Annotated in this window: 25 protein-coding genes; 13 read left to right on the plus strand and 12 right to left on the minus strand. The window is 69.0% G+C overall.

All coding sequences use genetic code 11. The features are described 5' to 3' along the window. Positions 1–2: 2 nt before the first annotated feature. From FDA38_RS00580 to FDA38_RS00595, 4 genes are all read right to left on the minus strand, one after another. Positions 3–2,405, minus strand: a complete 2,403-nt coding sequence (locus FDA38_RS00580; protein ID WP_137252111.1) for a penicillin-binding protein — start codon at positions 2,403–2,405, stop codon at positions 3–5. A 143-nt stretch (positions 2,406–2,548) separates the two neighbouring features. Further along, positions 2,549–4,900 carry an endopeptidase La gene (gene lon, locus FDA38_RS00585; protein WP_137252112.1) on the minus strand — a complete coding sequence of 784 codons (2,352 nt, stop codon included), beginning with the start codon at positions 4,898–4,900 and terminating at the stop codon, positions 2,549–2,551. A gap of 103 nt (positions 4,901–5,003) precedes the next feature. Next, complete coding sequence (locus FDA38_RS00590) at positions 5,004–6,125, minus strand: ArsA family ATPase (RefSeq protein ID WP_137252113.1); 1,122 nt, start codon at positions 6,123–6,125, stop codon at positions 5,004–5,006. Beyond that, positions 6,122–7,072, minus strand: a complete 951-nt coding sequence (locus tag FDA38_RS00595) for an ArsA-related P-loop ATPase (RefSeq protein ID WP_137252114.1) — start codon at positions 7,070–7,072, stop codon at positions 6,122–6,124. Before FDA38_RS00595 ends, FDA38_RS00590 begins: the two co-directional genes overlap by 4 nt. A 48-nt stretch (positions 7,073–7,120) precedes the next feature. On the opposite strand from FDA38_RS00595, the gene FDA38_RS00600 reads away from it, so the two are divergent. Genes FDA38_RS00600 through FDA38_RS00615 form a run of 4 tightly spaced genes read left to right on the plus strand, consistent with a single transcriptional unit; the run spans position 7,121 to position 9,327 of the window. After that, a complete protein-coding gene (locus FDA38_RS00600) occupies positions 7,121–7,282 on the plus strand; it encodes a DUF4177 domain-containing protein (protein ID WP_130386959.1) in 162 nt (53 codons plus the stop codon). After that, positions 7,279–7,740, plus strand: a complete 462-nt coding sequence (locus FDA38_RS00605) for a RidA family protein (RefSeq protein ID WP_137252115.1) — start codon at positions 7,279–7,281, stop codon at positions 7,738–7,740. The genes FDA38_RS00600 and FDA38_RS00605 overlap by 4 nt, the downstream gene beginning before the upstream one ends. A 43-nt stretch (positions 7,741–7,783) precedes the next feature. Next, positions 7,784–8,569, plus strand: a complete 786-nt coding sequence (locus FDA38_RS00610; protein WP_233714438.1) for an NUDIX hydrolase — start codon at positions 7,784–7,786, stop codon at positions 8,567–8,569. After that, on the plus strand, positions 8,566–9,327 hold the full coding sequence (locus tag FDA38_RS00615; protein ID WP_137252117.1) for an MBL fold metallo-hydrolase: 762 nt from the start codon (positions 8,566–8,568) through the stop codon (positions 9,325–9,327). The genes FDA38_RS00610 and FDA38_RS00615 overlap by 4 nt, the downstream gene beginning before the upstream one ends. Here FDA38_RS00615 and FDA38_RS00620 read toward each other — a convergent pair. Beyond that, the gene (locus FDA38_RS00620) at positions 9,324–10,001 is read right to left on the minus strand and encodes a Crp/Fnr family transcriptional regulator (protein ID WP_137252118.1); all 678 of its coding nucleotides are present in this window, start codon (positions 9,999–10,001) and stop codon (positions 9,324–9,326) included. The two genes, FDA38_RS00615 and FDA38_RS00620, sit on opposite strands and share 4 nt — an antisense overlap. 133 nt (positions 10,002–10,134) lie before the next feature. Here FDA38_RS00620 and nth point away from each other — a divergent pair, with 133 nt between their 5' ends. From nth to FDA38_RS00655, 7 genes are read left to right on the plus strand one after another with little or no spacing between them, the layout of a single operon-like run. Further along, positions 10,135–10,911, plus strand: a complete 777-nt coding sequence (gene nth / locus FDA38_RS00625) for an endonuclease III (RefSeq protein WP_137252119.1) — start codon at positions 10,135–10,137, stop codon at positions 10,909–10,911. Beyond that, positions 10,908–11,507: a TlpA family protein disulfide reductase gene (locus tag FDA38_RS00630; RefSeq protein WP_233714439.1), complete on the plus strand. Its 600-nt coding sequence runs from the start codon at positions 10,908–10,910 to the stop codon at positions 11,505–11,507. The genes nth and FDA38_RS00630 overlap by 4 nt, the downstream gene beginning before the upstream one ends. Further along, complete coding sequence (locus FDA38_RS00635) at positions 11,504–12,208, plus strand: NUDIX hydrolase (protein WP_137252120.1); 705 nt, start codon at positions 11,504–11,506, stop codon at positions 12,206–12,208. Before FDA38_RS00630 ends, FDA38_RS00635 begins: the two co-directional genes overlap by 4 nt. Next, on the plus strand, positions 12,205–13,377 hold the full coding sequence (locus FDA38_RS00640; RefSeq protein WP_137252121.1) for a MarP family serine protease: 1,173 nt from the start codon (positions 12,205–12,207) through the stop codon (positions 13,375–13,377). The genes FDA38_RS00635 and FDA38_RS00640 overlap by 4 nt, the downstream gene beginning before the upstream one ends. 42 nt (positions 13,378–13,419) lie before the next feature. Beyond that, positions 13,420–13,914: a SigE family RNA polymerase sigma factor gene (locus FDA38_RS00645; protein WP_137252122.1), complete on the plus strand. Its 495-nt coding sequence runs from the start codon at positions 13,420–13,422 to the stop codon at positions 13,912–13,914. A 1-nt stretch (position 13,915) separates the two neighbouring features. Further along, positions 13,916–14,380 carry a hypothetical protein gene (locus FDA38_RS00650; protein WP_137252123.1) on the plus strand — a complete coding sequence of 155 codons (465 nt, stop codon included), beginning with the start codon at positions 13,916–13,918 and terminating at the stop codon, positions 14,378–14,380. Positions 14,381–14,384: 4 nt separating this feature from the next. Continuing rightward, positions 14,385–14,612: a hypothetical protein gene (locus FDA38_RS00655; RefSeq protein WP_137252124.1), complete on the plus strand. Its 228-nt coding sequence runs from the start codon at positions 14,385–14,387 to the stop codon at positions 14,610–14,612. Here the strand turns inward: FDA38_RS00655 and FDA38_RS00660 are convergent. From FDA38_RS00660 to FDA38_RS00675, 4 genes are all read right to left on the minus strand, one after another. Further along, the gene (locus FDA38_RS00660) at positions 14,569–15,393 is read right to left on the minus strand and encodes an alpha/beta fold hydrolase (protein WP_233714440.1); all 825 of its coding nucleotides are present in this window, start codon (positions 15,391–15,393) and stop codon (positions 14,569–14,571) included. The two genes, FDA38_RS00655 and FDA38_RS00660, sit on opposite strands and share 44 nt — an antisense overlap. A gap of 80 nt (positions 15,394–15,473) precedes the next feature. After that, on the minus strand, positions 15,474–15,917 hold the full coding sequence (locus tag FDA38_RS00665) for a phage holin family protein (RefSeq protein ID WP_137252126.1): 444 nt from the start codon (positions 15,915–15,917) through the stop codon (positions 15,474–15,476). A 52-nt stretch (positions 15,918–15,969) separates the two neighbouring features. Further along, complete coding sequence (gene nhaA, locus FDA38_RS00670; protein WP_137252127.1) at positions 15,970–17,184, minus strand: Na+/H+ antiporter NhaA; 1,215 nt, start codon at positions 17,182–17,184, stop codon at positions 15,970–15,972. A gap of 92 nt (positions 17,185–17,276) precedes the next feature. Then, a complete protein-coding gene (locus FDA38_RS00675) occupies positions 17,277–18,224 on the minus strand; it encodes a glutathione S-transferase family protein (RefSeq protein ID WP_137252128.1) in 948 nt (315 codons plus the stop codon). Positions 18,225–18,426: 202 nt separating this feature from the next. Between FDA38_RS00675 and FDA38_RS00680 the strand changes: the two genes are divergently transcribed. Further along, positions 18,427–19,185, plus strand: a complete 759-nt coding sequence (locus FDA38_RS00680) for a GntR family transcriptional regulator (protein WP_137252129.1) — start codon at positions 18,427–18,429, stop codon at positions 19,183–19,185. A gap of 1,011 nt (positions 19,186–20,196) precedes the next feature. On the opposite strand, the gene FDA38_RS00685 is transcribed toward FDA38_RS00680, so the two are convergent. Both FDA38_RS00685 and FDA38_RS00690 read right to left on the minus strand, forming a co-directional pair. Continuing rightward, positions 20,197–20,748, minus strand: a complete 552-nt coding sequence (locus tag FDA38_RS00685; protein WP_137252130.1) for an AAA family ATPase — start codon at positions 20,746–20,748, stop codon at positions 20,197–20,199. Then, positions 20,745–21,419 carry an SIS domain-containing protein gene (locus FDA38_RS00690; RefSeq protein WP_137252131.1) on the minus strand — a complete coding sequence of 225 codons (675 nt, stop codon included), beginning with the start codon at positions 21,417–21,419 and terminating at the stop codon, positions 20,745–20,747. The genes FDA38_RS00685 and FDA38_RS00690 overlap by 4 nt, the downstream gene beginning before the upstream one ends. 165 nt (positions 21,420–21,584) lie before the next feature. On the opposite strand from FDA38_RS00690, the gene FDA38_RS00695 reads away from it, so the two are divergent. After that, on the plus strand, positions 21,585–22,031 hold the full coding sequence (locus FDA38_RS00695) for a MarR family winged helix-turn-helix transcriptional regulator (RefSeq protein WP_137252132.1): 447 nt from the start codon (positions 21,585–21,587) through the stop codon (positions 22,029–22,031). A gap of 2 nt (positions 22,032–22,033) precedes the next feature. On the opposite strand, the gene FDA38_RS42005 is transcribed toward FDA38_RS00695, so the two are convergent. Further along, positions 22,034–22,183 carry a hypothetical protein gene (locus tag FDA38_RS42005; RefSeq protein ID WP_170989537.1) on the minus strand — a complete coding sequence of 50 codons (150 nt, stop codon included), beginning with the start codon at positions 22,181–22,183 and terminating at the stop codon, positions 22,034–22,036. Between the last annotated feature and the right edge of the window lie 25 nt (positions 22,184–22,208).

Raw genomic sequence — 22,208 nt, forward strand, 5'->3', positions numbered from 1 at the left:
TGTTAGCCGTGGCCGCGGCCGCCGCCGCCGCAGTTGGGGTATTTGGGGTTCCAGGGTGGGCAGTTGGGGTTGATGGTGGTGGGGCCGCCCGGGGGTTTGGTGGTGTTCTGGGGTTTGTTCGGCTGGTTCTTGTTGTTGCCGTTGGAGACGTAGATGGTGACCAGGGAGCCGTCGGGGGCGCCGTCGCGTTGGCGGGGATCGGTGTAGGCGACGGTGCCCGCCGTCTCTTCGGAGTTCACGGTGCCGCTGGCGATCGCTACGTCGAAGCCGGCCTGGCGGAGCTTGTTCGCGGCGTCGTCGGGGTTCATGCCGTTGACGAACGGAAGGCTCTTCACGTCGCCGCGCTGGATCTTGTCCGACGGCGCGACGAAGTGCGTGGTCGGGTAACCCTGCAGGGCGGCCTTCATCGCGGCCTCCCAGATCGGCCCGGCGGTGCCGGAACCTGTCGGGTCGTGGATGCCGTGTCCGTTGAGCGTCTGGCCCTGGAGCGGTGAGTACGGCAGTGAGGCGTCAGCCACCGTGGCAGCCGCGGCCAGCTTCGTCGAGTAGCCCGCGTACCAGACTGCCTTGGCCTCGTTGATGGTTCCGGTCTTGCCGGCCAGGTCGCTGTTACCGAACTTCAGCTTGCCACCGGTTCCGTTCGGCTCCATCACCTGGTGCAGTACGGCGTTGACGCCGTCGGCGACCTCAGGCGCCAGAGCCTGCTTGCAGTCCGCGCCGCGGGTGCTGACCGGCTTGCCGGCCGCGTCCTTGACCGAGGTGACCACCCACGGGTTGCAGTACATGCCCCGCGCGGCGAAGGCGGCGTACGCACCGGCCAACTGCAGCGGGGTCACCAGGTCGACGCCCAGCGTCATGGACGGGACCTGCTGCAGCGGCCCCAGCGACTGGGCGTTGTACATGCCCAGGGAGGCCGCGATCTTGGCGATCGGGCACAGGCCGGTCCGCTGGGAAAGCTGCAGGAAGTAGGTGTTGGTCGACTTCTGCGCCGCCTGGATCATGGTCGGATCCGCGACGTTCTGCGTCGAGTTCTTCGGCGAGTAGTCGTCGGGAGTCTTCACCGTGCCGTTGCAGGTGCTGAACTTCGTGCCGCCCAGCGGCAGCGGGCTCGGTGAGTTGATCTTGTAGGTGAGCGGAATGCCCTTCTGGATCGCCGCCGCGATCGTGAAGGCCTTCATCGTCGAGCCGTTCTGGAAGCCGCCGTACCCGCCCGGATACGTCTTCGGGGCGTTGTAGTTGTACGCCGTCTGCCCGCGCTTGCTGCCGTACTTGCGGCTCTGCGCCATCGCCTTCACCAGCCCGGTGCCGGGCTCGATGATCGTGATCGCGGCGATCGCCTGGTCGGTCGGCTTCGAGTGCGTGTCGATCGAGCGCTGCGCATCCGCCTGGATCTTCGGGTCGAGCGACGTCCGAATCGTCAGGCCTGCGGTCTTCAGGTAGTTGGAGCGGTCGGTCTTCGTCTTCCCGAACGCCGCGTTGTTCTCGAGCTCGGAGACGACGTACTCGCAGTAGAACGGGTACGGCCCGTTGCCGCAGCCGAGCTTGTTCGAGCGGACCTTGTTCGGGTCGATGACCGGCGTCTTCAGCGCCGAGTTGGCCTGGGAGACCGAGATGACGTGCAGCTCGAGCATCCGCTTGATGACCACGTCACGGCGGTCCTTGGCGCGCTTGGCGTTGTTGGTGGGGTCGTAGCCGGTCGGGTTCTTCACCAGGCCGGCCAGCATCGCGGCCTGCGGCAGCGTCAGCTGGGAGGCGTTCACCGAGAAGTAGTGCTGGGCGGCGGCCTGGATACCCCACGCGCCGTCGCCGAAGTTGGCGAGGTTGAGGTACTTCTCCAGGATCTCCTGCTTCGAGTACTGCTTCTCGACCGCGATCGCGTACCGCAGCTCGGCGACTTTGCGCTGGTAGTTGTCGGCGGTCGCGGCCGCGACCTCCTCCGGCGTCTTCGCCTTCTCGACCAGGCTGATCTTCACGTACTGCTGGGTGATGCTCGAACCACCCTGCTGCACCGAACCGGCGGACTGGTTCTGCATCAACGCGCGCAGCGTGCCCTTGAGGTCCAGCGCGCCGTGCTCGTAGAACCGGTCGTCCTCGATCGCGACGATCGCCTTCTGCATGATCGGCGCGACCTGGGCGAGCTTGACCGGCGTCCGGTTCTGCTCGGCCAGCGTGGCGATGACGGAACCGTCCGCCGCCAGGATGACGCTCTTCTGTTTGAGCGGCACCTCGTCGAACTGCTGCGGCAGGTCTTGCAGGGTAGTGGATGTCTTCTCTGTGGTGAACCCGGCGAGGCCGGCGAAGGGGATGGCGAGACCGGCGGCAAGAGCCCCCGACAGCACGCTCACCCCGAGGAACAGAACCACAGATTGGACGACTCCCCGGTCACCCTTTTCCCTGACGCGCATGGTTATAGAGACTACGGGACGCGCTGTTTGGGTTACCGCTCCGCTTATGACTTCAGTCACACCTGCTGGACAAAGTTCATCCAAAAGGACGAGGGCCCGAGCAGATCGCTCGGGCCCTCGCTGCTGACTACAGCTGTACTGCGTTACGCGGCGTACTGGTGTGCCTGTACCTCGGCCGGCTCCAGGGCCAGCTCCAGCACCTCGCGGACATCGCTCACCGGGTGAACGGTCAGCTCCGCGAGCACGGATGCCGGCACGTCCTCCAGGTCAGGCTCGTTCCGCTTCGGGATCAGGATCGTGGTCAGCCCGGCCCGGTGGGCGGCGAGCAGCTTCTGCTTCACCCCACCGATCGGGAGCACCCGTCCGGTCAGCGACACCTCACCGGTCATCGCGACCTCCGAACGGACCGGCCGTCCGGACAGCAGCGATGCCAGCGCCGTTGTCATCGTCACACCCGCCGACGGTCCGTCCTTCGGGACGGCACCGGCCGGTACGTGGATGTGGGTGTTCCGCTCGGCCAGATCGCCTACCGGCAGCCCCAGCTCCGCGCCGTGCGAACGCAGGTACGACAGGGCGATCTGCGCCGACTCCTTCATCACGTCACCGAGCTGTCCGGTCAGCGTGACTCCGGTCGGGCCGGTCTCCTTGTCGGCCAGCGACGCCTCGATGAAGAGCACGTCACCACCCGCACCGGTCACCGCCAGGCCGGTCGCCACACCCGGAAGCGCCGTACGCTCGGCCGACTCCGGAGTGAACTTCGGCGAACCCAGGTACTCCTTCAGGTTGTCGCCGCCGATCGTCAGGGCGCCCAGCTCCTCGCCCAGGGCCAGCTTTGCCGTCACCTTCCGCAGTACGCGGGAGATGGACCGCTCCAGCTGCCGTACGCCGGCCTCCCGGGTGTACTCACCCGCGAGCACCCGCAGCGCCGAGTCCTCGATCTTCACCTCGTCCGCTGTCAGGCCCGCCCGCTCCAGCTGACGCGGGAGCAGGTGGTCACGGGCGATGATGACCTTCTCGTCCTCGGTGTACCCGTCCAGCTGCACCAGTTCCATCCGGTCCAGCAGCGGCGCCGGGATGGAGTCCAGTACGTTCGCCGTGGCCAGGAAGACCACGTCGGACAGGTCCAGCTCGACCTCCAGGTAGTGGTCCCGGAAGGTGTGGTTCTGCGCCGGGTCCAGGACCTCCAGCAGCGCGGCCGTCGGGTCGCCCCGGTAGTCCGCACCCACCTTGTCGATCTCGTCCAGCAGTACGACGGGGTTCATCGAACCCGCCTCGGTGATCGCCCGGACGATCCGGCCCGGCAGCGCACCGACGTACGTACGCCGGTGACCGCGGATCTCGGCCTCGTCCCGCACACCACCCAGAGCGACCCGGACGAACTTCCGTCCCATCGCACGGGCCACGGACTCACCCAGCGAGGTCTTACCCACACCAGGCGGACCGACCAGGGCCAGTACGGCGCCACTGCGGCGTCCGCCGACCACGCCGAGACCACGGTCCGCGCGGCGACGCCGTACGGCCAGGTACTCGGTGATGCGCTGCTTCACGTCATCCAGACCGGCGTGGTCCGCGTCCAGCACGGCCCGCGCCTCGCGGATGTCGTAGCTGTCCTCGGTCCGCTCGTTCCACGGCAGCTCGAGGACGGTGTCCAGCCAGGTACGGATCCAGCCGACCTCGGGGGACTGCTCAGCGGTCCGCTCGAGCTTGTCGACCTCGGTGAGCGCGGCCTTGCGGACGTGCTCCGGCAGGTCGGCCGCCTCGACGCGGGCCCGGTAGTCCTCTTCCTCGGACTCGGCCTTACCGTCCAGCTCGGCCAGCTCCTTGCGGATCGCGGCCATCTGCTGGCGCAGCAGGAACTCCCGCTGCTGCTTCTCCATACCCTCCTGGACATCCTTCTGGATCGTCTCGGAGACCTCGAGCTCGGCGAGGTGGTCCTTGACCCAGCCGATCAGCTTCTCCAGCCGCTCGGACACGTTCGCGTTCTCGACCAGCCAGGACTTCTGCTCGTTGCTCAGGTACGACGCGTAGCCGGCCAGGTCGGACAGCTCGGAGGGGTCGTCCACCTGCTTGATGGAGTCGATGACCTGGTACGCGCCGCGACGCTGCAGCACGGAGGTCGTCAGAGTCTTGTACTCGCGGGCCAGCTCGGCGGAGCGGTCGTCGGTGATCTCGTGCATCACCGTCGCGCCCACCCACAGCGCCGCACCCGGGCCGGCCGTACCGGCGCCGATGCGGACCCGCTGGGTCCCGCGGATCACGGCCGCCTGGGCACCGCCCGGCAGCCGGCCGATCTGCTCGATCTCACCGAGCGTTCCGGCCTTGGCATAGTTACCGTCCAGCCGCGGCACCAGGAGCACCTGGTCCTGACCCGCAGCCTGCGCGGCGTCGATGGCCGCCCGGGCCTCGCTGTCGGCGAGTCGGACCGGCACGACCATTCCCGGCAGGACCACGACGTCGTCCAGCGGCAGTACCGGAAGATTCAACGTATCGGTCACGCTGTCACACCCTTTTCCAAGTTGAGTCTGACAGGCTCAACCATTGGCGCCATCAGGTCATTCCCGGGGCTTCGGGGTGTTCGCTGACGGTGAAATCAAGTAATCATGCGGTCAGCAGGTCACCGATCTGGCGCAGACCGGTCAGGTCGTGCACATCGTCCGCGAGCGCCGGCACCTCGACGGTCCGGATCGCACGGTGGCCACGGCGGAAGCGGTCGGCGCGGCGGTGGTCGCCCACGACCTGTTGCATCTTGTCCGCGTGCAACCGCAGTACTGCGGCCGTCAACGGCGACTTGTCCGCTTCCTCGAGCTTCTCGGCTGCAGCGAGTGACCGCTGCGCCGACAATTCCGTGGCCTGCGAGCTCGTCACCCTGTTCAGCACGACGCCGGCCAGCGGCATTCCCTCCGCCCGCAACCGCTCGGCGAAGTACGACGCCTCGCGCAACGCGTCGTTCTGCGGCGCGGCCACCACGAGGAACGCGGTGTGCGGCTCGCGCAGCAACGCGACCGTCTGCTCGGCCCGCTGCCGGAACCCGCCGAACAACGTGTCGAAGGCCGCAACGAACGTTTGTACGTCGGTCAGCACCTGCGCGCCGAGCACCTTGTTCAGCACCGACATCGCCATGTTCACGCCGGCCGACATCAGCTTGAACGGACCGCGGGCCGGCGCCAACAGCAACCGGAGGAAGCGCCCCTCGAGCAGCGAGGCCAACCGCTCGGGCGCGTCCAGGAAGTCCAGCGCGGATCGCGACGGCGGGGTGTCGACGATGATGAGGTCCCAGTCGCCGGTCTGCTCGGCCTGCTTGTGCAGCTGGCCCAGCTTCTCCATCGCCATGTACTCCTGCGTGCCGGCGAACGACGAGGAAAGCGCCTGGTAGAAGGGATTCGCCAGGATCTGCTCGGCCTTCTCCGGCGTCGCATGCTGCAGTACGACGTCGTCGAACGTCCGCTTCATGTCGAGCATCATCGCGTCCAGCCGCCCGCCGTTGGCCACATCCACCTCGGCCACCGCGCGCGGGGTGTTGTCCAGCTCGGTCAGCCCGAGTGACTGCGCCAGCCGTCGCGCCGGGTCGATCGTCAGTACGACGACCTTCCGCCCCCGCTCCGCCGCCCGCAGCCCCAGCGCCGCAGCTGTCGTCGTCTTGCCGACCCCACCCGCGCCGCAGGTGACGATGATCCGCGTCCCGGCGTCGTCGATCAGCGCGTCCAGATCCAGCTCTGTCATGCGCGCAGTTCCTCCGCCAGATCGAACAAGGCTCCGTGGTCGATGCCCTCGGGCAGCAGTTCCAGCTCGACGACTTTCTTGCCCAGGGCATCTATCCGGTCGCGGTTCTCGCGTTCGAGCCCGACCCGGATCGCGTGGTCGTGCGCCTCGGCCGCGAGCGTCCCGACCAGGTCGTCGCCGATCGTGATCCCGGCCGCCTTGAGGCCCCTGGTCAGCTCCGCGGTGGGCAGTTTCTCCTTCACCGCAAGGGCCAGCGCGTTGTCGTCGAGCGGGCTGTTGCGGACCATGTTCACCACGATCGACCCGATCCGCAGATCGATCTTCTCCAGCTGCTCGACCGCGTCCAACGTCTCCTGGACCGGCATCTCCTCGAGCAGCGTGACCAGGTGCACCCGCGTGACGTCGGAGCGCAGCATGCCCATGATCGCGTCGGCCTGGTTGCGGATCGGCCCGACCTTGGCCAGTCCGGCGACCTCGTGGTTCACGTTCAGGAAGCGTCCGATCCGCCCGGTCGGCGGCGCGTCCAGCACGACGGCGTCGTACGCGAGCCGCCCGTGCGCCTTACGGCGGGTCGCCTCGTAGACCTTGCCGGTGAGCAGTACGTCGCGGAGCCCCGGCGCGATCGTGGTGACGAAGTCGATCGCGCCGACCTTCTCGAGCGCTTTCCCGGCGCGGCCGAGGTGGTAGTACATGTCGAGGTACTCCAGCAGCGCGGCCTCGGCGTCCACGGCGAGCGCGAACACCTCACCGCCGCCGGGTCCCTGGGCGATGCGGCGTTCGACGTACGGCAGAGGAGGTACGTCGAAGAGCTGGGCGAGCCCTTGACGGCCCTCGACCTCGCAGAGCAGAACCCGCTTGCCCTCGTCCGCCAGGGACAGAGCCATAGCGGCCGCAACGGTTGTCTTCCCGGTGCCCCCCTTACCGGTGACCACGTGCAGTCGCGCCATGGTCCCAGGGTAGGACGTGGCCCAGGACACACCGTTAGAGTCCCCTTCATGAAGAAGTTCGAGTACTTCACCGCGCCGCTGCTGGTCCACTCGACCAAGGAGATCCTGGACAACTTCGGCCAGGACGGCTGGGAGCTGGTCCAGGTCGTCCCGGGGATGAACCCGGAGAACCTGGTCGCCTACTTCAAGCGGGAGATCGAGGACAAATGAGCCACCCCGAGGAGAAGCTCGCCGAGCTCGGCCTGAAGCTGCCCGACGTGGCGAAGCCGGTCGCCGCGTACGTCCCGGCGGTCCGGACCGGTGACCTCGTCTACACCTCCGGCCAGCTGCCGCTGCGCGACGGCACGCTGATCGCCACCGGGAAGGTCGGGGATGAGGTCAGTGCGGAGGTTGCCAGCGAGTGCGCGCAGCAGTGCGCGCTGAACGCGCTGGCCGCGGTCAAGGCGGAGATCGGCGACCTGGCGAACGTGAAGCGAATCGTCAAGGCGGTCGCGTTCATCGCGTCCACACCGGACTTCACCGGCCAGCCGCAGGTCGCGAACGGCGCCTCCGAGCTCTTCGGCCAGGTCTTCGGCGAGGCGGGTCAGCACGCCCGCAGCGCGGTCGGCGTACCGGTCCTCCCGCTGGACGCCCCCGTCGAGGTCGAACTCATCGTCGAGGTCGGTTAACCATCCCGTGCGGGACCTGAACTCCGAACTGATGACCGGCCGAATGGCCGAAACAGCCCTCGAGTACGCCCGCGGCTCCCGGACGCCGGTCGCCCCCCGACCGGCGTCCACAGTCATCCTGCTCCGTGACGCACCACTCGAGGTGTACCTGCTGCGGCGGCAGCGGACGATGGCGTTTGCGGCGGGGATGACGGTGTTTCCGGGTGGGCGGGTTGATCCGGCTGACTCGGCGATTGCCGACTCGTGGTCGGGACCGCCGCCGAGCGTGTTTGCGGAGCGGCTCGGGTGTTCCGCGGAGTTGGCTGCGGCGTACGTCGCCGCCGCGGTCCGTGAGACCTTCGAGGAGTCAGGCGTCCTGCTCGCCGGACCGTCCACCGAGACGGTCGTCGGAGACACCACCGGCGCGGACTGGGAAGCCGACCGCGTAGCCCTCGAATCCGGCGAGCTGCGCTTCGCCGACTTCCTCCACCGCCGCGGTCTCCTGCTGCGAGCCGATCTCCTCGGCGCCTGGGCGCACTGGATCACCCCGGAGTTCGAGCCCAAGCGCTACGACACCGCGTTCTTCGTCGCAGCCCTCCCCGCCGGCCAGGTTACCCGCGACGTGACCAGCGAGTCCGACCAGGTCACCTGGATCCGCCCAGCCGACGCGGTCGCCGCCGTCGACGCCGGCGAGGTGCTGATGCTGCCCCCGACCTACCTCTGCTGCCGCGACCTCACGCAGTACGACGACGTCAAAAGCATCCTTGCCGGTGCGGGCGACCGGGAGATCCGGACGATCATGCCCACCGTGCGCATCGACGGCGACCAGGCCTATCTGGAGACCACATGACTGAGTACGCGACCCTGATCCGGGCCGACAACCCCGGCCCGATGACGCTCGACGGCACCAACACGTGGATCCTCAAGGCGCCCGACGGCGAGCGATCGGTCGTCGTCGACCCCGGCCCCATGCTCGAGGACCACCTGACCGCGGTCCTGGAGGCGGCCGGCAAGGTAGCCGTCGTACTCCTGACCCACAAACACCCGGACCACTCCGAGGGCGCCGCCTGGTTCGCCAACCGGGCCGGCTGCGGCGTACGCGCCGTCGACCCCGCCTTCCGGATCCCCACCGACCACGCGCACGGCCTCGGAGAGGGCGATGTGATCACCGCCGACGGCCTGCGCATCGAGGTCCTCCCGACCCCCGGCCACACGCTCGACTCGGTCTGCTTCTGGCTCCCGCAGGACGGCTCGCTGCTCACCGGCGACACGGTCCTCGGCCGCGGTACGTCGGTCGTCGCGTACCCGGATGGTGCCCTAGGCCCCTACCTTGACTCCCTGAACCGCCTCCGCGCCTTCGCCAACTCCCCGGCCGGCGTAGAACGTCTGCTCCCCGGCCACGGCCCCGTCATCGACGACCCCGCCGCCGTACTCACCTACTACCTCGACCACCGCGAGGAACGCCTGAACCAGGTCCGCGCAGCCGTCGCCGAAGGCCACACCACCCCGGAGGCGATCGTCGAACACGTGTACGCCGACGTCGACAAGACCCTCTGGCCCGCCGCCGAACGCTCGGTGCGGGCCCAGCTGGACTACCTGAACGGCTAGCGCGCCCGCCGCTGCAGGCGGTCGACGTCGAGGAGTACTACGGAGCGCGGCTCCAGGCGGACCCAGCCCCGGGAGGCGAAGTCGGCCAGCGCCTTGTTCACGGTCTCGCGGGAGGCACCGACGAGCTGCGCCAGCTCCTCCTGGGTGAGGTCGTGGTGGACGTGTACGCCGTCGTCGGCCGTGCGGCCGAAGCGGCTCGCCAGGTCGAGCAGGGCCTTGGCGACCCGGCCCGGTACGTCGGAGAAGACGAGGTCGGCGACCACGTCGGAGACCTTGCGCAGCCGGCCGGCCAGCTGCAGCAGCAGGCCGCGAGCCACCGCGGGGCGGCCGTCCAGCCAGCGGAGCAGCTCGTCGTGGGTCAGCGACATCAAGGAGGCGTCGGTGACGGCGGTCACGGTCGCGGACCGCGGTCCCGGGTCGAACAGTGACAGCTCACCGAACATCTGGCCCGGGCCGAGCACCGCGATCAGGTTCTCCCGGCCGTCGGCCGACGTCCGGCCGAGCTTGACCTTGCCCTCGACCACGACGAACAGCCGATCGCCGGAGTCGCCCTCGTGGAACAGCACCTGGCCGCGCCGCAGCCGACTCTCGGACATCGATGCGGCCAGGGCGTCGGCCGCCTCGTCGTCGAGCTGACTGAACAGCGGTGCCTGTCGGAGCACTGCGGCATCCACTTTGGGCCTCCTAGGACCTTCGACCACGACTGCGAGCGGGGGATCTGCCCCGTCCGGCACCGGGTCGTTCACACCCGGTCGCCACAAAACCGTAGCCCCTCCGGTGTCGGCACCGCCACGTAGGCTTGCCTCCATGCCATCCCCGCGTGTCGCGGAACCAGTCCCGGGAGCCCTCCCGACGGTCTCGCTGAACCTCCCCCGCAAGGCCCCGGTGTTCGTCGACGAGACCCACACCCAGCTGGTCCGGCGGGCCCGCAAAATGCACAAGGTGCTCACCGATACGTATCCGGACGCCCACTGCGAGCTGGACTTCAGCACTCCGCTCGAGTTGCTGGTGGCCACGATCCTGTCGGCCCAGACCACCGACGTCACGGTCAACAGGGTGACCCCGACGCTCTTCGCGAAGTACCCGTCCGCCCAGGCGTACGCCGAGGCCGACCGGGACGAGATGGAGGCCATCCTCAAGCCGACCGGCTTCTTCCGGGCCAAGACCAACAGCGTGATGAAGCTCGGCCAGGCCCTCGTCGACGACTACGACGGCATCGTGCCCGGCAAGCTGACCGAGCTGGTCAAGCTCCCGGGCACCGGCCGGAAGACCGCCAACGTGGTCCTCGGCAACGCCTTCGGCATCCCGGGGATCACGGTCGACACGCACTTCGGCCGCTTGGTCCGTCGGTTCGGCTGGACCGCCGAGGAGGACCCGGTCAAGGTCGAGCACATCATCGGCGAGCTCTTCCCGAAGAAGGACTGGACGATGCTGTCGCACCGGCTGATCTTCCACGGCCGCCGCCGCTGCCACGCCAAGAAGCCGGCCTGCGGCGCCTGCCCGATCGCCCAGTGGTGCCCGTCGTACGGCACCGGCCCGACCGACCCGGACGTCGCCGCGAAGCTGGTGAAGGTCCCGGCGTGAACCTCCCGGCACGATCGCGTACGACGTCCCGCCGCCTGCCACTGGTCTGTACGGCGACGGGCGTCGCGCTCGCGATCCTGCTGGCTGCCTGCGGCACCGAGAAGCCGGGGGCCGCTTCCAGCACGCCACCGGTCGCGGGCGCCGACAAGCTGACGGCCTGTCCCTCGACGCCCTCGAAACCTCCGACGACGAACGGCCTCCCGGATGTCAGCCTGCCGTGTCTGGGCAGCGGCCCCGACATCCGGCTCGCCGACCTCCGCGGTCCGCTCGTGATCAACGTGTGGGCGCAGTGGTGCGGTCCGTGCCGCGACGAAGCGCCGTACCTGGCCAACCTCGCGAAGGCGGGGACGGTGAAGATGCTCGGGATCGATTACGACGACCCGCGGCCGGAGTTGGCGGTGAAGTTCGCGGCCGATGAAGGGCTGACGTATCCGCACGTCGTCGATCGGGACAAGGCGATCCAGCGCGCGTTGAAGATCGGCGGTCCGCCGCTGACCGCGTTCATCGACAAGGACGGCGCGGTCGCGTTCGTGCATCGCGGCGTACTCACCTCGCAGCAGCAGCTCGACCAGTTGGTGGAGGATCACGCGCGATGACCTTCGACGTGGAGATCCCGGACTGGCTGCAGCCGTTGGCGAAGGCGTCCGACGACGTCGACCCGAGCCAGTTGTCCCGGTTCCTGCCGCCGGACGATCCGTCGGTACGGAAGTCCGCCGTCCTGATCTTGCTTGCTGATGGCAACGATGGTCCCGAGGTGCTGCTGACCGAGCGGGCCTGGACGTTGCGCAGCCACGCCGGGCAGATGGCGTTCCCGGGCGGGGAAGCCGATCCCGAGGACGGGACCGGCGACGAGGGTCTGGTCCGGACCGCATTGCGTGAGGCCGAGGAAGAGACCGGGCTGGACCCGGCCGGCGTCGTACCGTTCTCGATCTGGCCGGCGCTCTGGGTTCCGGTGAGCAACTTCGGCGTGTCGCCGGTGCTGGCGTGGTGGCGCGAGCCGTCGCCGGTCGCGGTGGTCGACCCGGCCGAGGTCGCGTCCGTGCACGAGGTGCCGATCAGCGCGCTCGCCGACCCGGCGAACCGGATCAGCTGCCTGCATCCTTCCGGGTTCACCGGTCCGGCGTTCGTCGTCGGCGACCTCTACATCTGGGGTTTCACCGCCGGGTTGCTGGATAAATTGCTCCTTCTCGGCGGATGGCGCCGCGACTGGGACCCCTCGGTCGTCGTACCGTTGCCCGACCGACTGGTCGAGGCGGCCTGGCGGAGGCACGGGGACAAGTCGGAAGGCGTGGAATGAGCTGGCTCGACTGGGCGGTGCTCGGCACCGCGGCACTGGTGGCGATCTCGGGGTACGTCGAAGGATTCGTACTCGGGGCGTGCGCCACGCTCGGCCTGCTCGGTGGCGCCGCGATCGGCGTCTGGGGTGTCCCCAGGATCCTGGACCACTTCTCACCGAGCGTGACGGTGTCGTTCGCTGCCCTCGTGCTGGTGGTGGGACTGGCCGCACTCGGGCGAATGCTCGGAGCGATGGTCGGCACCAGAGTGCGCAATCGACTGTCCTGGAAACCGATCCGCTTCCTCGACGCGCTCGGCGGCGCCGCACTGGCGGCCGCGTCGGTGCTGATCGTGGCCTGGGTGCTCGGCGTCGCGGTGAGCGGGGCGCGGATCCCGAGCGTGACGTCGGCGGTCCGCGGATCGCAGGTGCTGGCGAAGGTCGACGAGTTCCTGCCGAACAGTGCGGACCGTGCGCTGCAGTCGTTCAACGACGTGGTCAACACCGATCTGTTCCCGCGGTTCCTCGACCCGTTCGTGCCGGAGCGGATCCGCGAGACCCAGCCGCCGGACAGCGCGATCGCGCGGCAGCAGCCGGTGCGGTCGGCGTACACCCGGATCGCGAAGGTGACCGGGGTCGCGAGCTGCTCGCGCGGTCTCGAGGGCAGCGGGTTCGTGTACGCGCCGCAGCGGGTGATGACGAACGCACACGTCGTGGCCGGTGTCAGTTCGCCGTCGGTCGAGGTGAACGGGAAGAAGTACGACGCCAGGGTCGTCGTGTTCGACCCCGAGACCGACATCGCGGTGCTGTACGTGCCGAACCTGAAAGAGCAGCCGCTGACCTTCGACTCCACCGGTAAGGCCGACGATTCGGCGGTCGTGCTCGGCTACCCGGAGAACGGTCCGTTCGACTCCGAGCCGGCCCGGATCCGCTCCGAGGAACGGCTCCGCGGCCCGGACATCTACGGCGACAAGACGGTCACCCGCGACGCGTTCTCGATCTGGGCCTCGGTCCGCCCCGGCAACTCCGGCGGCCCACTGCTGTCGGCCAAGGGCACCGTGTACGGCGTGGTCTTCGCCGCCTCCGTCGAGGACAACCGCACCGGCTACGTCCTCACCGCCGAACAAGTCTCCACCGACGCCCGCACCGGCACCAGCGCCACTCAAGAGGTTTCCACCCAGTCCTGCACCTGATGCAGCAGGACGGAGTGGTCATCGCGTTGAAGGGGTGTGGCGGTGACAACTCGGGCGCTCCCCTTCGACGAGCTGGTGCAGTCGAGTCAGCAGCGGCTGCTGCGGCTCGGGCTGATGCTGACCGGGAGCGTGCACACCGGGGAGGACCTGGTCCAGGCGGTCCTCGCGCGGGCACATCGCCGGTGGGAGCAGATCAGCGAGCTCGAACATCCTGAGGCCTACCTGCGGACGATGGTGGTCAACGAGTTCCTGAGCTGGCGCCGGCTGCTGAAGAACAACGAAGTACCGCTCGCCGAGCCGATCGAGCAGCCGACCAGCGAGGACCTCAGCGCCCGCCAGGCCCAGCGCGACGCCACCTGGCAACTGCTGGCCGGCCTGCCGCGCAAACAACGCGCCGTCCTGGTCCTGCGGTACTACGAGGATCTGCCGGACGCGGAGATCGCCGAGGTTCTGGGTATCACGCCCGGCACCGTTCGCTCCAACGCCGCCCGGGCCCTGGCAACGCTTCGCGACCGGCTACCCGAAGAGGAGGCCTGAGATGACCAAGCTGACCGATGAGGAGCTCGGCGACCTCCTCCGCGAAACCTTCGCGGACCGGGAGACCTTGGTCCGTCAGTTGCCTGAGGCGACGAAACGCCGCCACCCCGGCCCGATCCTGCTCGCGGCCGCCGCGGTCCTCGCCGTACTCGCCGGCGTTCTGTACGGCGTACACCGTGCCGACCGACCGGATCCTGCGCCGCCCGTGGCGGCCGCCACTGAGCCGGGCGACATCTGGGGCGCCGCTATCGTCGCCATCGCGCGTCAGTTCGCCCCGGCCGGCGGATGGCAGTCGATCGAGGTGTCCGGGCCGGGGGATCGGCCGTGGACCCTCCCGTCGGGGGCGACCCCGCCCCCCCGTCGTGAAGTTCACTGCGGAGGACCGGAAGCGGATCGAGCAGGTGGTCGCGCCGGTCGCACCGGTGGTCTGGAACGGGCGAGACTCCGGAAATGCCTGCGACGGTAGGCGCGTGGCAAGCATCTCGGTCGGTCCGATCGTCGACAAGGGCGATCACCAGGAGGTTGCCGTCAGCATCTTCTACGACTGCGGTCGCGGCTACCTGCCGACGTACCGTATCGAGAGGGTCGACGGCGTCTGGAAGGTCACCGGGACGATCGGTTATCCGACCGGTGTCGAGCCCCTCGGCGGCTGTCCTACGCCGGAAAAGACTTCAACCAGTCCACGACGAGCCTGTTGAACAGGTCCGGTGTTTCCTCGTGGGGGAAGTGGCCGGCTGGGGCGATGAGCTCGTCCCGTAGGGGCGCGGTGACGAGGCCGGCCGGGGTGGACGTGGTCGGGGAGATGGCGGAGTCCTGGGCGCCGTTGACCTGCAGGACGGGTACGGCGACCGGCGTACGCATCCGCGACGAGTACTTGCGACCGTCCGGTCGCAACCGGGATCGAGCGAACCAGCGGTGGTACTCGAGGGCGCAGTGCGGCGCCGGCCACACCTGGAGTGCTGCGCGGTAGCGGCGTGACGCCTCCGCGTCGGGGAAGGTGCCGTCCGGCGCGGCCCAGGCGCGGAGCAGGCCCTCGATGTGGATGCCGTCGTGAGCGAGCAATCGCCGTTCCGGAAAGACCGGTAGCTGGAACCACGCCGTCCGGCTCAACGCCTTGGCCCGGCCGGCACGAGCCAACACGAGCGGATGCGGCGCCGACACCGCGGCCAGCCCACGGACCTGCCGAGGCGCCAGTACTGCGGCTGACCAGCCGATGAAGCCACCCCAGCCGTGCCCGACCACGACCGCGTCGGTCGCGCCGAGCGAGCGGATCACGCCGGAGACGTCAGCTGCTGCGGTGTACGGGTCGTATCCGCGCGGCGTCTTGTCGCTGGCGCCGTACCCGCGCAGGTCCATCGCCACCGCGCGGTAACCGGCGGCCGCGATCACCGGCAGTTGGTGTCGCCAGGCCCACCAGAACTCGGGAAAGCCGTGCAGGAACAGGACGAGCGGGTCGTCCGCCGCGCCGCACTCCGCCACGTGGAACCGGGCCCCGTTGGCCGCGACGAGCGAGTGCGACCAGGGGCCGTCGACCAGCAGATCGACGACTCCCGCCGGGCTCAGCGCCGTACGCCCGACTCAGGCAGGGCTGCGTGCTCCCCGTCGCCCTTGCCGATCGCCTTGAGCGCCTCGACCGACTCCTTCGAGGTCTCGATCGTCCGCTCCGGGCCCTTAGCGCTCTTCAGCGCCCGCATCCCGATGAACACCAGGATCGCGCCGATCAGCAGGAAGGCCCCGGCCACGATCAGGAACGCGATGGCCGGGTGCAGGCCGGCCGCGGTCAGTCCGTACGCCGCGGCGATGCTCAGCAGGATGACCGCGAGCAGCGCCAGGAACGCGGCCGCCGCGAACAACCCGGCGCCGGTCCCGGCTGCGACCGCGGTCTTCTTCAGCTCGGTCTTGGCGAGCTCGACCTCACCGCGGACCAGGCTGGACAGTTCCTTGCTGGCGTTCGCGACAAGCTGGCCGACCGTGGGCTCGTCCCCGTTCTGCCCCATCGACATCGCAACTCCTTCCCACACGTCCGTGCCCCGACACTACAGTCCGTACCCGCGGTCAATCGGCGTACGCGCGGTTTCGGCGAGCCAGTAGGAGCGCGGCGATCAACGCGGCCAGTACCGAGGCAACCAGTACGGCGGCCTTGGCGCGCTCGACCTGGGCCGCATCCGATCCGAACGCCAGTTGGGCGATCAGCAATGCGACCGTGAACCCGATGCCGGCCAGCACGGACACCGCGGCGACGTCGCGCCAGGCCAAGTCGGAGTTCAACTCGGCCCGCGTGAAGCGTGCGGTCAGCCACGAACCGCCGAACACCCCGACGGACTTGCCGACCAGCAGCCCGGCGACCACACCGATCGCGACGGGATCGGTCAGCATCTGCCGTACGGCGGTCCCGCTCAGCGTCACGCCTGCGGCGAAGAGTGCGAACACCGGTACGGCGACACCCGCGGACCACGGCCGCAGCCGGTGCTCGATCCGCTCGGCCGGGGCGTGCTCCTCGCCTGGATCCGCGACGACGCGGGTGACGAGCCCGAGCGCGACGCCGGCGATCGTGGCGTGGATCCCGGACTCGTGCATGAACCACCACGTCGCGAGTGCGATCGGTATGTACAGGAACGGCGTACGGACGCGGCGTCGCTGGAGGAAGTACCAGAGCGCGATCAGGACGACCGCGGCGAGCAGCGAGAGCAGGTGGAAGCCGTGCGAGAAGAACACCGCGATCACGAGGATCGCGCCGAAGTCGTCCACCACGGCCAGCGTCAGCAGGAACGCCCGCAGCGCACTCGGCAACGACGAGCCGACGATCGCGAGCACAGCCAGCGCGAACGCGATGTCGGTCGCGGTCGGCACCGCCCAGCCGTGCGGTTTGCCGTCGTCCGAGACCAGGTTGGTGACCAGATAGATGATTGCCGGAAGCACCATTCCGGCGATCGCCGCGACCACCGGTACGACGGCCTCGTTGAGCTTCGACAACGTGCCGACGACGAGCTCGCGCTTCAGCTCGACACCGGCCAGGTAGAAGAACAACGCCAGCGCCCCGTCCGACGCCCACGCCTCGACCGTCAGCGGGCCGAGCTGGACGTCGCGGACGTGGTGGTACGCGTCCTGCCACGGTGAGTTCGCCCAGACCAGCGCGACGACAGTGGCCGCGAGCAACAACAACCCGCCGGTGGTCTCAGCACGCAGCGTGTCGGCGAGGAACGCCCGTTCGCGCCCGAGGATGCGGGGGAACGCGCGCTTCTTCTGCCGGATCCGCGGGTGCTGGCTCATGTCGGCCCTTCATTTCGGGGTCGGTCGGACGGACGCCGACCAGACTTCCCGGCACACCCAGTAGCCGATTCTACCGGGTCGCGTGCGCTTTGCTAGCTGATCCAGACGCGCGGATCGGGACCCTTCGGGACGATGCCCGTCGGGTTGATGTTGGTGTGGGTGACGTAGTAATGCCGCTTGATCTGGTCGAAGTCGACCGTCTCGCCGAAGCCCGGGAGCTGGTACAGCCGGCGCGCGTACGCCCACAGGTTGGGGAACTCGGTCAGCTTCTGCCGGTTGCACTTGAAGTGGCCGTGGTACACCGCGTCGAAGCGGACGAGCGTCGTGAACAGCCGGATGTCGACCTCGCGGAGCGTGTCGCCGAGCAGGTAGTCACGGCCCGCGAGCCGTTCCTCGAGTACGTCGAGACGCGCGAACAGGGCGTCGTACGCCTCCTCGTACGCGTCCTGGCTGGTCGCGAAACCGCAGCGGTAGACGCCGTTGTTCACGTCGCGGTAGATCTCGTCGATCAGCGCGTCCATCTCCGCGCGATCCGGCGGGATCAGCTGAGGCGCGCCTGGCTTGTGGAAGTCGGTCCACTCGGTGGAGAGGTCCAGCGTGATCTGCGGGTAGTCGTTCGTGACCACGTCGCCGGTCAACGTGTCGACGATCGCGGGCACCGTCACGCGTCCGTCGTACGTCGGATCTGTGCGCTGGTACGCCTCGGAGAGGAACTTGATACCGAGCACGGGGTCGGTGTCGTCAGGGTCGAGGGTGAACCGCCAGCCGCGTTCGTCGCGGATCGGGTCGACGATCGCCAGGCTGATCGCGTCCTCCAGGCCGAGCAGCCGGCGGACGATGACGGACCGATGCGCCCACGGGCAGGCCAGACTCACGACCAGCCGGTACCGCCCCGGCTCGACCGGCCAGCGACCCTGGTCGTCCGGACCCTCGCCCGGCGCCGAGGTGGAGTCCCGCGTGATCCGCCCGGTGAATCTGTTGCCCTGCCGCTTCCATTCACCGGCCGACGACGTCTCCTGTACGAACTGTCCCGGGGTCATAACGACAAAACTACCCCTGCTGGGAATTGGCTGAGGCTGTGGATGGTCACTGGCCGTAAGGCGGCACTGGACGTTACAGTCGGGCTGACAAGGTCGTCCCGGGGCAGCGTGGTCGCCGGGCGTCTTGCGCGGTAAGACACACCGCGGTCCGCGTACCCCGGCAACCGGTTTGCCGGGCAGATTCCCAGGGATACTTGAGCTCATGGCCCGCCCACGGAACAACCCCGGCGATCTCGCCGAGCTCCCTACGGAGCTGCGGACCGATCGTCCGAAGGGTGACCAGATTCGCGAGATTCTGGAGAACCTCACCCGCTCGCTGGCCGTCGGTACCGTCCTGCCGTCCGAGCGCGTCCTGGCCGAGCGCTTCGGCGTGGCCCGGATGACGGTCCGGCAGGAAGTGGACCGGGTCGTGGCCGAGGGCCTGGCCAACCGCCGCCCCGGCGGCGGCACCTTCGTCGCCGAGCCGCGCCCGTCGCGGATGCTCGCCTCGTCGTTCACCCAGGACATGATCAACCGCGGCATCCAGCCCGGAGCCAAGGTCCTCGAACACCGCGTCGGTGCCGCCGATGAGGACCTCGCCCGCGAACTCGAAGAGCCGATCGGCACTCCCGTCCTGCACCTTGTCCGGCTCCGCACCGCGGACGGCGACCCGATGGCGATCGAACGCACGGCCCTGTCCCTGCAGCGCTACCCCGGCCTCGACGAGATCGACTTCGCCGAGAAGTCGCTCTACACCGAACTCTCCACCCGGTACGGCGTGACACTGGGCATGGTCTCCGCCTCGATCGTCGCCGCCCCACCAGAACCCGGCGACGCCGAACTCCTCGAGATCGACAACTCCACCCCGTGCCTCATCATCACCGTGGCCCCCCGCACCGCCACCGACCAGGTCATCGAATTCGGCCGATCGGTGTACAGGTCGGACCGCTACGACATCACGGTCGCGTACCGCGCCACCTGACCCCCCGCGCGCTTCCGCAGCCGACTCTCGTCGCTCCGCTCCTCGGCGCGGCAGCTCCGCCCGCTGCCCACCCACCCCCGGGCTTATCGCCCGGAGCATCCTTTCCGGCTGCCGCCGGGGTTTGCGGCTGCCGCCGCGTTGGCTCGCTGTCGCTCGCGTGTGACTGCGTCTGGCGGGCGTCTGCTCATCGTGCGGCTGCTGCGCGGGGAAGCTGGTCCGTCCCCCGCGAGCTACGCAGCCGCCTCTCGTCGCTGCGCTCCTCGGCGCGGCAGCTCCGCGCGCTACCCACCCACCCCCGGGCTTATCGCCCGGAGCATCCTTTCCGGCTATCGCCGGTGTTGGCGGCTATCGCCGCGGCTTGCTCGCTGTCGCTCGCATGTGACTGCGTTTGGTCGGCGCCTACCGGTCGTGCGACTACTGCGAGTGGAACTGGTTCGTCCCCGCGTGCTTCGCAGCCGCCTGTCGCCGGCGAGTTGCGGGCTGCCGCCCGCGGTGCGCTCGCTTTCGCTCGCGTGTGACTGCGTAGGCCGGGCGTCGCCGTGGAGGTGATGGCCGATTCACCCGTCATGCTCGCGCGGATCTTGGACGTAGATCGTTTGACCCGGCTGCCGAAGCCTTGCGGGACAACGTCAGCGGTTCGACATGGTCATGCACGCTGGGCGACTGCGTCGCTCGCAGCCCCGCGCATTTGAGCTGATGCGCGGCTGCTTGAACAACCACGAACGGGCACCGCCAGCAGGCAGTCAACGAGCGAGGCAGCGCGACCCGCGGGCGGCGACGTAGCTCGCGGGGCTGACCAGCACGCACTCGGAGTAGCCGCACGATGAGCAGACGCCGACCAAGCGCAGTCACCTGCGAGCGACAGCGAGCAGACCGCGGCGGCAGCCGCCAACACCGGCGATAGCCGGAAAGGACACTTCCGGGCGATAAGCCCGGGGGTGGGTGGGCAGCGCGCGAAGCAACCGCGCCGAGGAGCGCAGCGACGAGAGGCGGTTGCGTAGCACGCGGGGGCTACGTCTCCAGGTACTTCGAGACCTCGTCCAGGATCAGGTCCATCGGCTTTGTTGCGTCCACCTGGAGATAGCCGTCAGTCGGGCGTTTCGTCCGTTGGATCCACTCGCGGAACAGTTGTTCGCCGTCCGTGTCCGTGCCGCCTGCATCGATCGCATGTTGGCCGATCGCTCGACGTTGGCTGCGGAGTGTGGGTCTGCCTCGGAGGCGGCTGTCGATGAGCGCGAGATCCTCCGTCCAGCACTCGACGTACTTGTACGCCGCACCCCGCTCCCCAGCGATCTCCCGACCCGTCGCCAGGATCTCGTCGTACCCGCACGGGCTGTCCATCACCACGCTCACGCCCTGGTCCAGCAGATCGCGTGTGAGCGCAAACATGACCGGATACGCGGCCCGCCCGCTCGCCTCGATCGGTAAGCCGCCGTCCAGGATCGCGCTCCGGATCACGTCGAGATCCACGACGATCGCGCCGTACCGCGCACCGACGTGTCGCGCGACGGTCGACTTGCCGGCGCCGGGAATGCCGGACATCTGTAGAAGGAACTGCTTCATACGTTCAGACTCCGGAGAACGTTCGGGGTCTCGCCGCGCTCCGCCAGACGGGCAACGACCTCCACGGTCAGCGCCTGGAGGAGCATCGCGCCGATCATCGTCGACGTGGCGCCCGTGCGTTCGGGGGAGCCGGGCACCTCGATGAGCGCGTCACCCGGTACGCCGCAGTTGTCGATCACCACGTCCGCGGTCTCGAACAACCGCTGGCCACCCGGCACCCGGGACGTGGTCGCCGTGGTGTGCGCCATCGATGTCAGCGCGATCACCTGCGCACCCCGCTCCCGTGCACCCAGAGCGAACTCGACCGGTACGGCGTTCCGCCCGGAGTTCGACGCGATCAGTACGACATCGCCGGACTCCGGCTGGTTGATCTCCAGCAGAACCGCGGCCAGACCGGGCAGCCGCTCGAGCAACGAGCTCTTCTCCAGCCCCTCGTGCAGCATCAGCCCCGGCTCGAGAATCGCCCGTACGTCGGCCAGCCCGCCGGCGCGGCCGTACACCTCCTCGGCCAGCGCGTGGCTGTGCCCCGTTCCGAACACCCAGAACCGCTTCCCGCCGGCGAGCGCGTCCGCGACCAGCCCCGCCGCCACCCGGATCGCCCCGAGTTGCGTCTCGGCCGCCTTCTGCGCGATCGCCAACGCCCTACCGAAGTACTCCTCAGCCCCAGCCATACGCCGAACCTATCGCCCGCGCCCCCGGGCCCGCGAGCACCCCGACTAGACCAGTATTCCGCGGCCCGGAATCTTGCTCACCGCAACTACGCCGGCCCGCGAATCGTGGGTGCGGCCAACGCTGAGATCACCGATGGCGGACCTCTCGCCCCATAGACTGCCCAGGTGGACGAGCAGCAGACTCCGACCGCCCTGACTCAGTTGCCGAGCTGGCTGCTGACCCAGAGCGCGGCCCAGGCGCACCGGATCGTCACCGAGTCGTTCGCCGCCGGGGGTGCGCGGGCGTACCACTTCCGGTTGCTCGCGACGCTGGTGGAGTTCGGCCCGGCCAGTCAGGCAGAGCTCGGGCGGCGCAGCTGCATCGACCGCAGCGACGTAGTTGCCGCGCTCAACGAGCTGGAGGGCGACGGGTACGTCGAACGCAGCCCGGACCCGGCCGATGCCCGACGCAACATCATCACGATCACCACGGCCGGCAAGCGGCAGTACAAGCGGCTGACGAACCTGGTCGGCAAGGCGCAGGAGGAGATCTTCGCGCCGCTCTCGGCCACCGATCGTGCCCGGCTGACCACGATCCTGACCAAGCTCCTGGGCTATCACCAGGAGCTGTAGGCCTACACGTCCGGCAGCTGGGCGCGAGCCGCCCGCTGGGTACGGCGTACGCGCAGCTCACGAGCGTGAACCCGGCGGCGCGCGGCCCGGGAGATCTTCCGGCGTTCCTCGGTCACAGGTGTCGGCTGGGAGTCGGTCTGCATCGCGTTCACAGGTTGTCCGATGCGCGGACCGGCG

Source organism: Kribbella jiaozuonensis (genome assembly GCF_005233875.1).
GTDB classification, from domain to species: domain Bacteria; phylum Actinomycetota; class Actinomycetes; order Propionibacteriales; family Kribbellaceae; genus Kribbella; species Kribbella jiaozuonensis.

Coding starts and splice junctions, on each gene's coding strand:
- FDA38_RS00580 (WP_137252111.1), bottom strand. CDS start 2,405: ATGCGCGTCAGGGAAAAGGGTGACCGGGGAGTCGTCCAATCTGTGGTT.
- FDA38_RS00590 (WP_137252113.1), bottom strand. CDS start 6,125: ATGACAGAGCTGGATCTGGACGCGCTGATCGACGACGCCGGGACGCGG.
- FDA38_RS00595 (WP_137252114.1), bottom strand. CDS start 7,072: ATGGCGCGACTGCACGTGGTCACCGGTAAGGGGGGCACCGGGAAGACA.
- FDA38_RS00600 (WP_130386959.1), top strand. CDS start 7,121: ATGAAGAAGTTCGAGTACTTCACCGCGCCGCTGCTGGTCCACTCGACC.
- FDA38_RS00605 (WP_137252115.1), top strand. CDS start 7,279: ATGAGCCACCCCGAGGAGAAGCTCGCCGAGCTCGGCCTGAAGCTGCCC.
- FDA38_RS00610 (WP_233714438.1), top strand. CDS start 7,784: ATGGCCGAAACAGCCCTCGAGTACGCCCGCGGCTCCCGGACGCCGGTC.
- FDA38_RS00615 (WP_137252117.1), top strand. CDS start 8,566: ATGACTGAGTACGCGACCCTGATCCGGGCCGACAACCCCGGCCCGATG.
- nth (WP_137252119.1), top strand. CDS start 10,135: ATGCCATCCCCGCGTGTCGCGGAACCAGTCCCGGGAGCCCTCCCGACG.
- FDA38_RS00635 (WP_137252120.1), top strand. CDS start 11,504: ATGACCTTCGACGTGGAGATCCCGGACTGGCTGCAGCCGTTGGCGAAG.
- FDA38_RS00640 (WP_137252121.1), top strand. CDS start 12,205: ATGAGCTGGCTCGACTGGGCGGTGCTCGGCACCGCGGCACTGGTGGCG.
- FDA38_RS00650 (WP_137252123.1), top strand. CDS start 13,916: ATGACCAAGCTGACCGATGAGGAGCTCGGCGACCTCCTCCGCGAAACC.
- FDA38_RS00665 (WP_137252126.1), bottom strand. CDS start 15,917: ATGTCGATGGGGCAGAACGGGGACGAGCCCACGGTCGGCCAGCTTGTC.
- nhaA (WP_137252127.1), bottom strand. CDS start 17,184: ATGAGCCAGCACCCGCGGATCCGGCAGAAGAAGCGCGCGTTCCCCCGC.
- FDA38_RS00675 (WP_137252128.1), bottom strand. CDS start 18,224: ATGACCCCGGGACAGTTCGTACAGGAGACGTCGTCGGCCGGTGAATGG.
- FDA38_RS00680 (WP_137252129.1), top strand. CDS start 18,427: ATGGCCCGCCCACGGAACAACCCCGGCGATCTCGCCGAGCTCCCTACG.
- FDA38_RS00685 (WP_137252130.1), bottom strand. CDS start 20,748: ATGAAGCAGTTCCTTCTACAGATGTCCGGCATTCCCGGCGCCGGCAAG.
- FDA38_RS00690 (WP_137252131.1), bottom strand. CDS start 21,419: ATGGCTGGGGCTGAGGAGTACTTCGGTAGGGCGTTGGCGATCGCGCAG.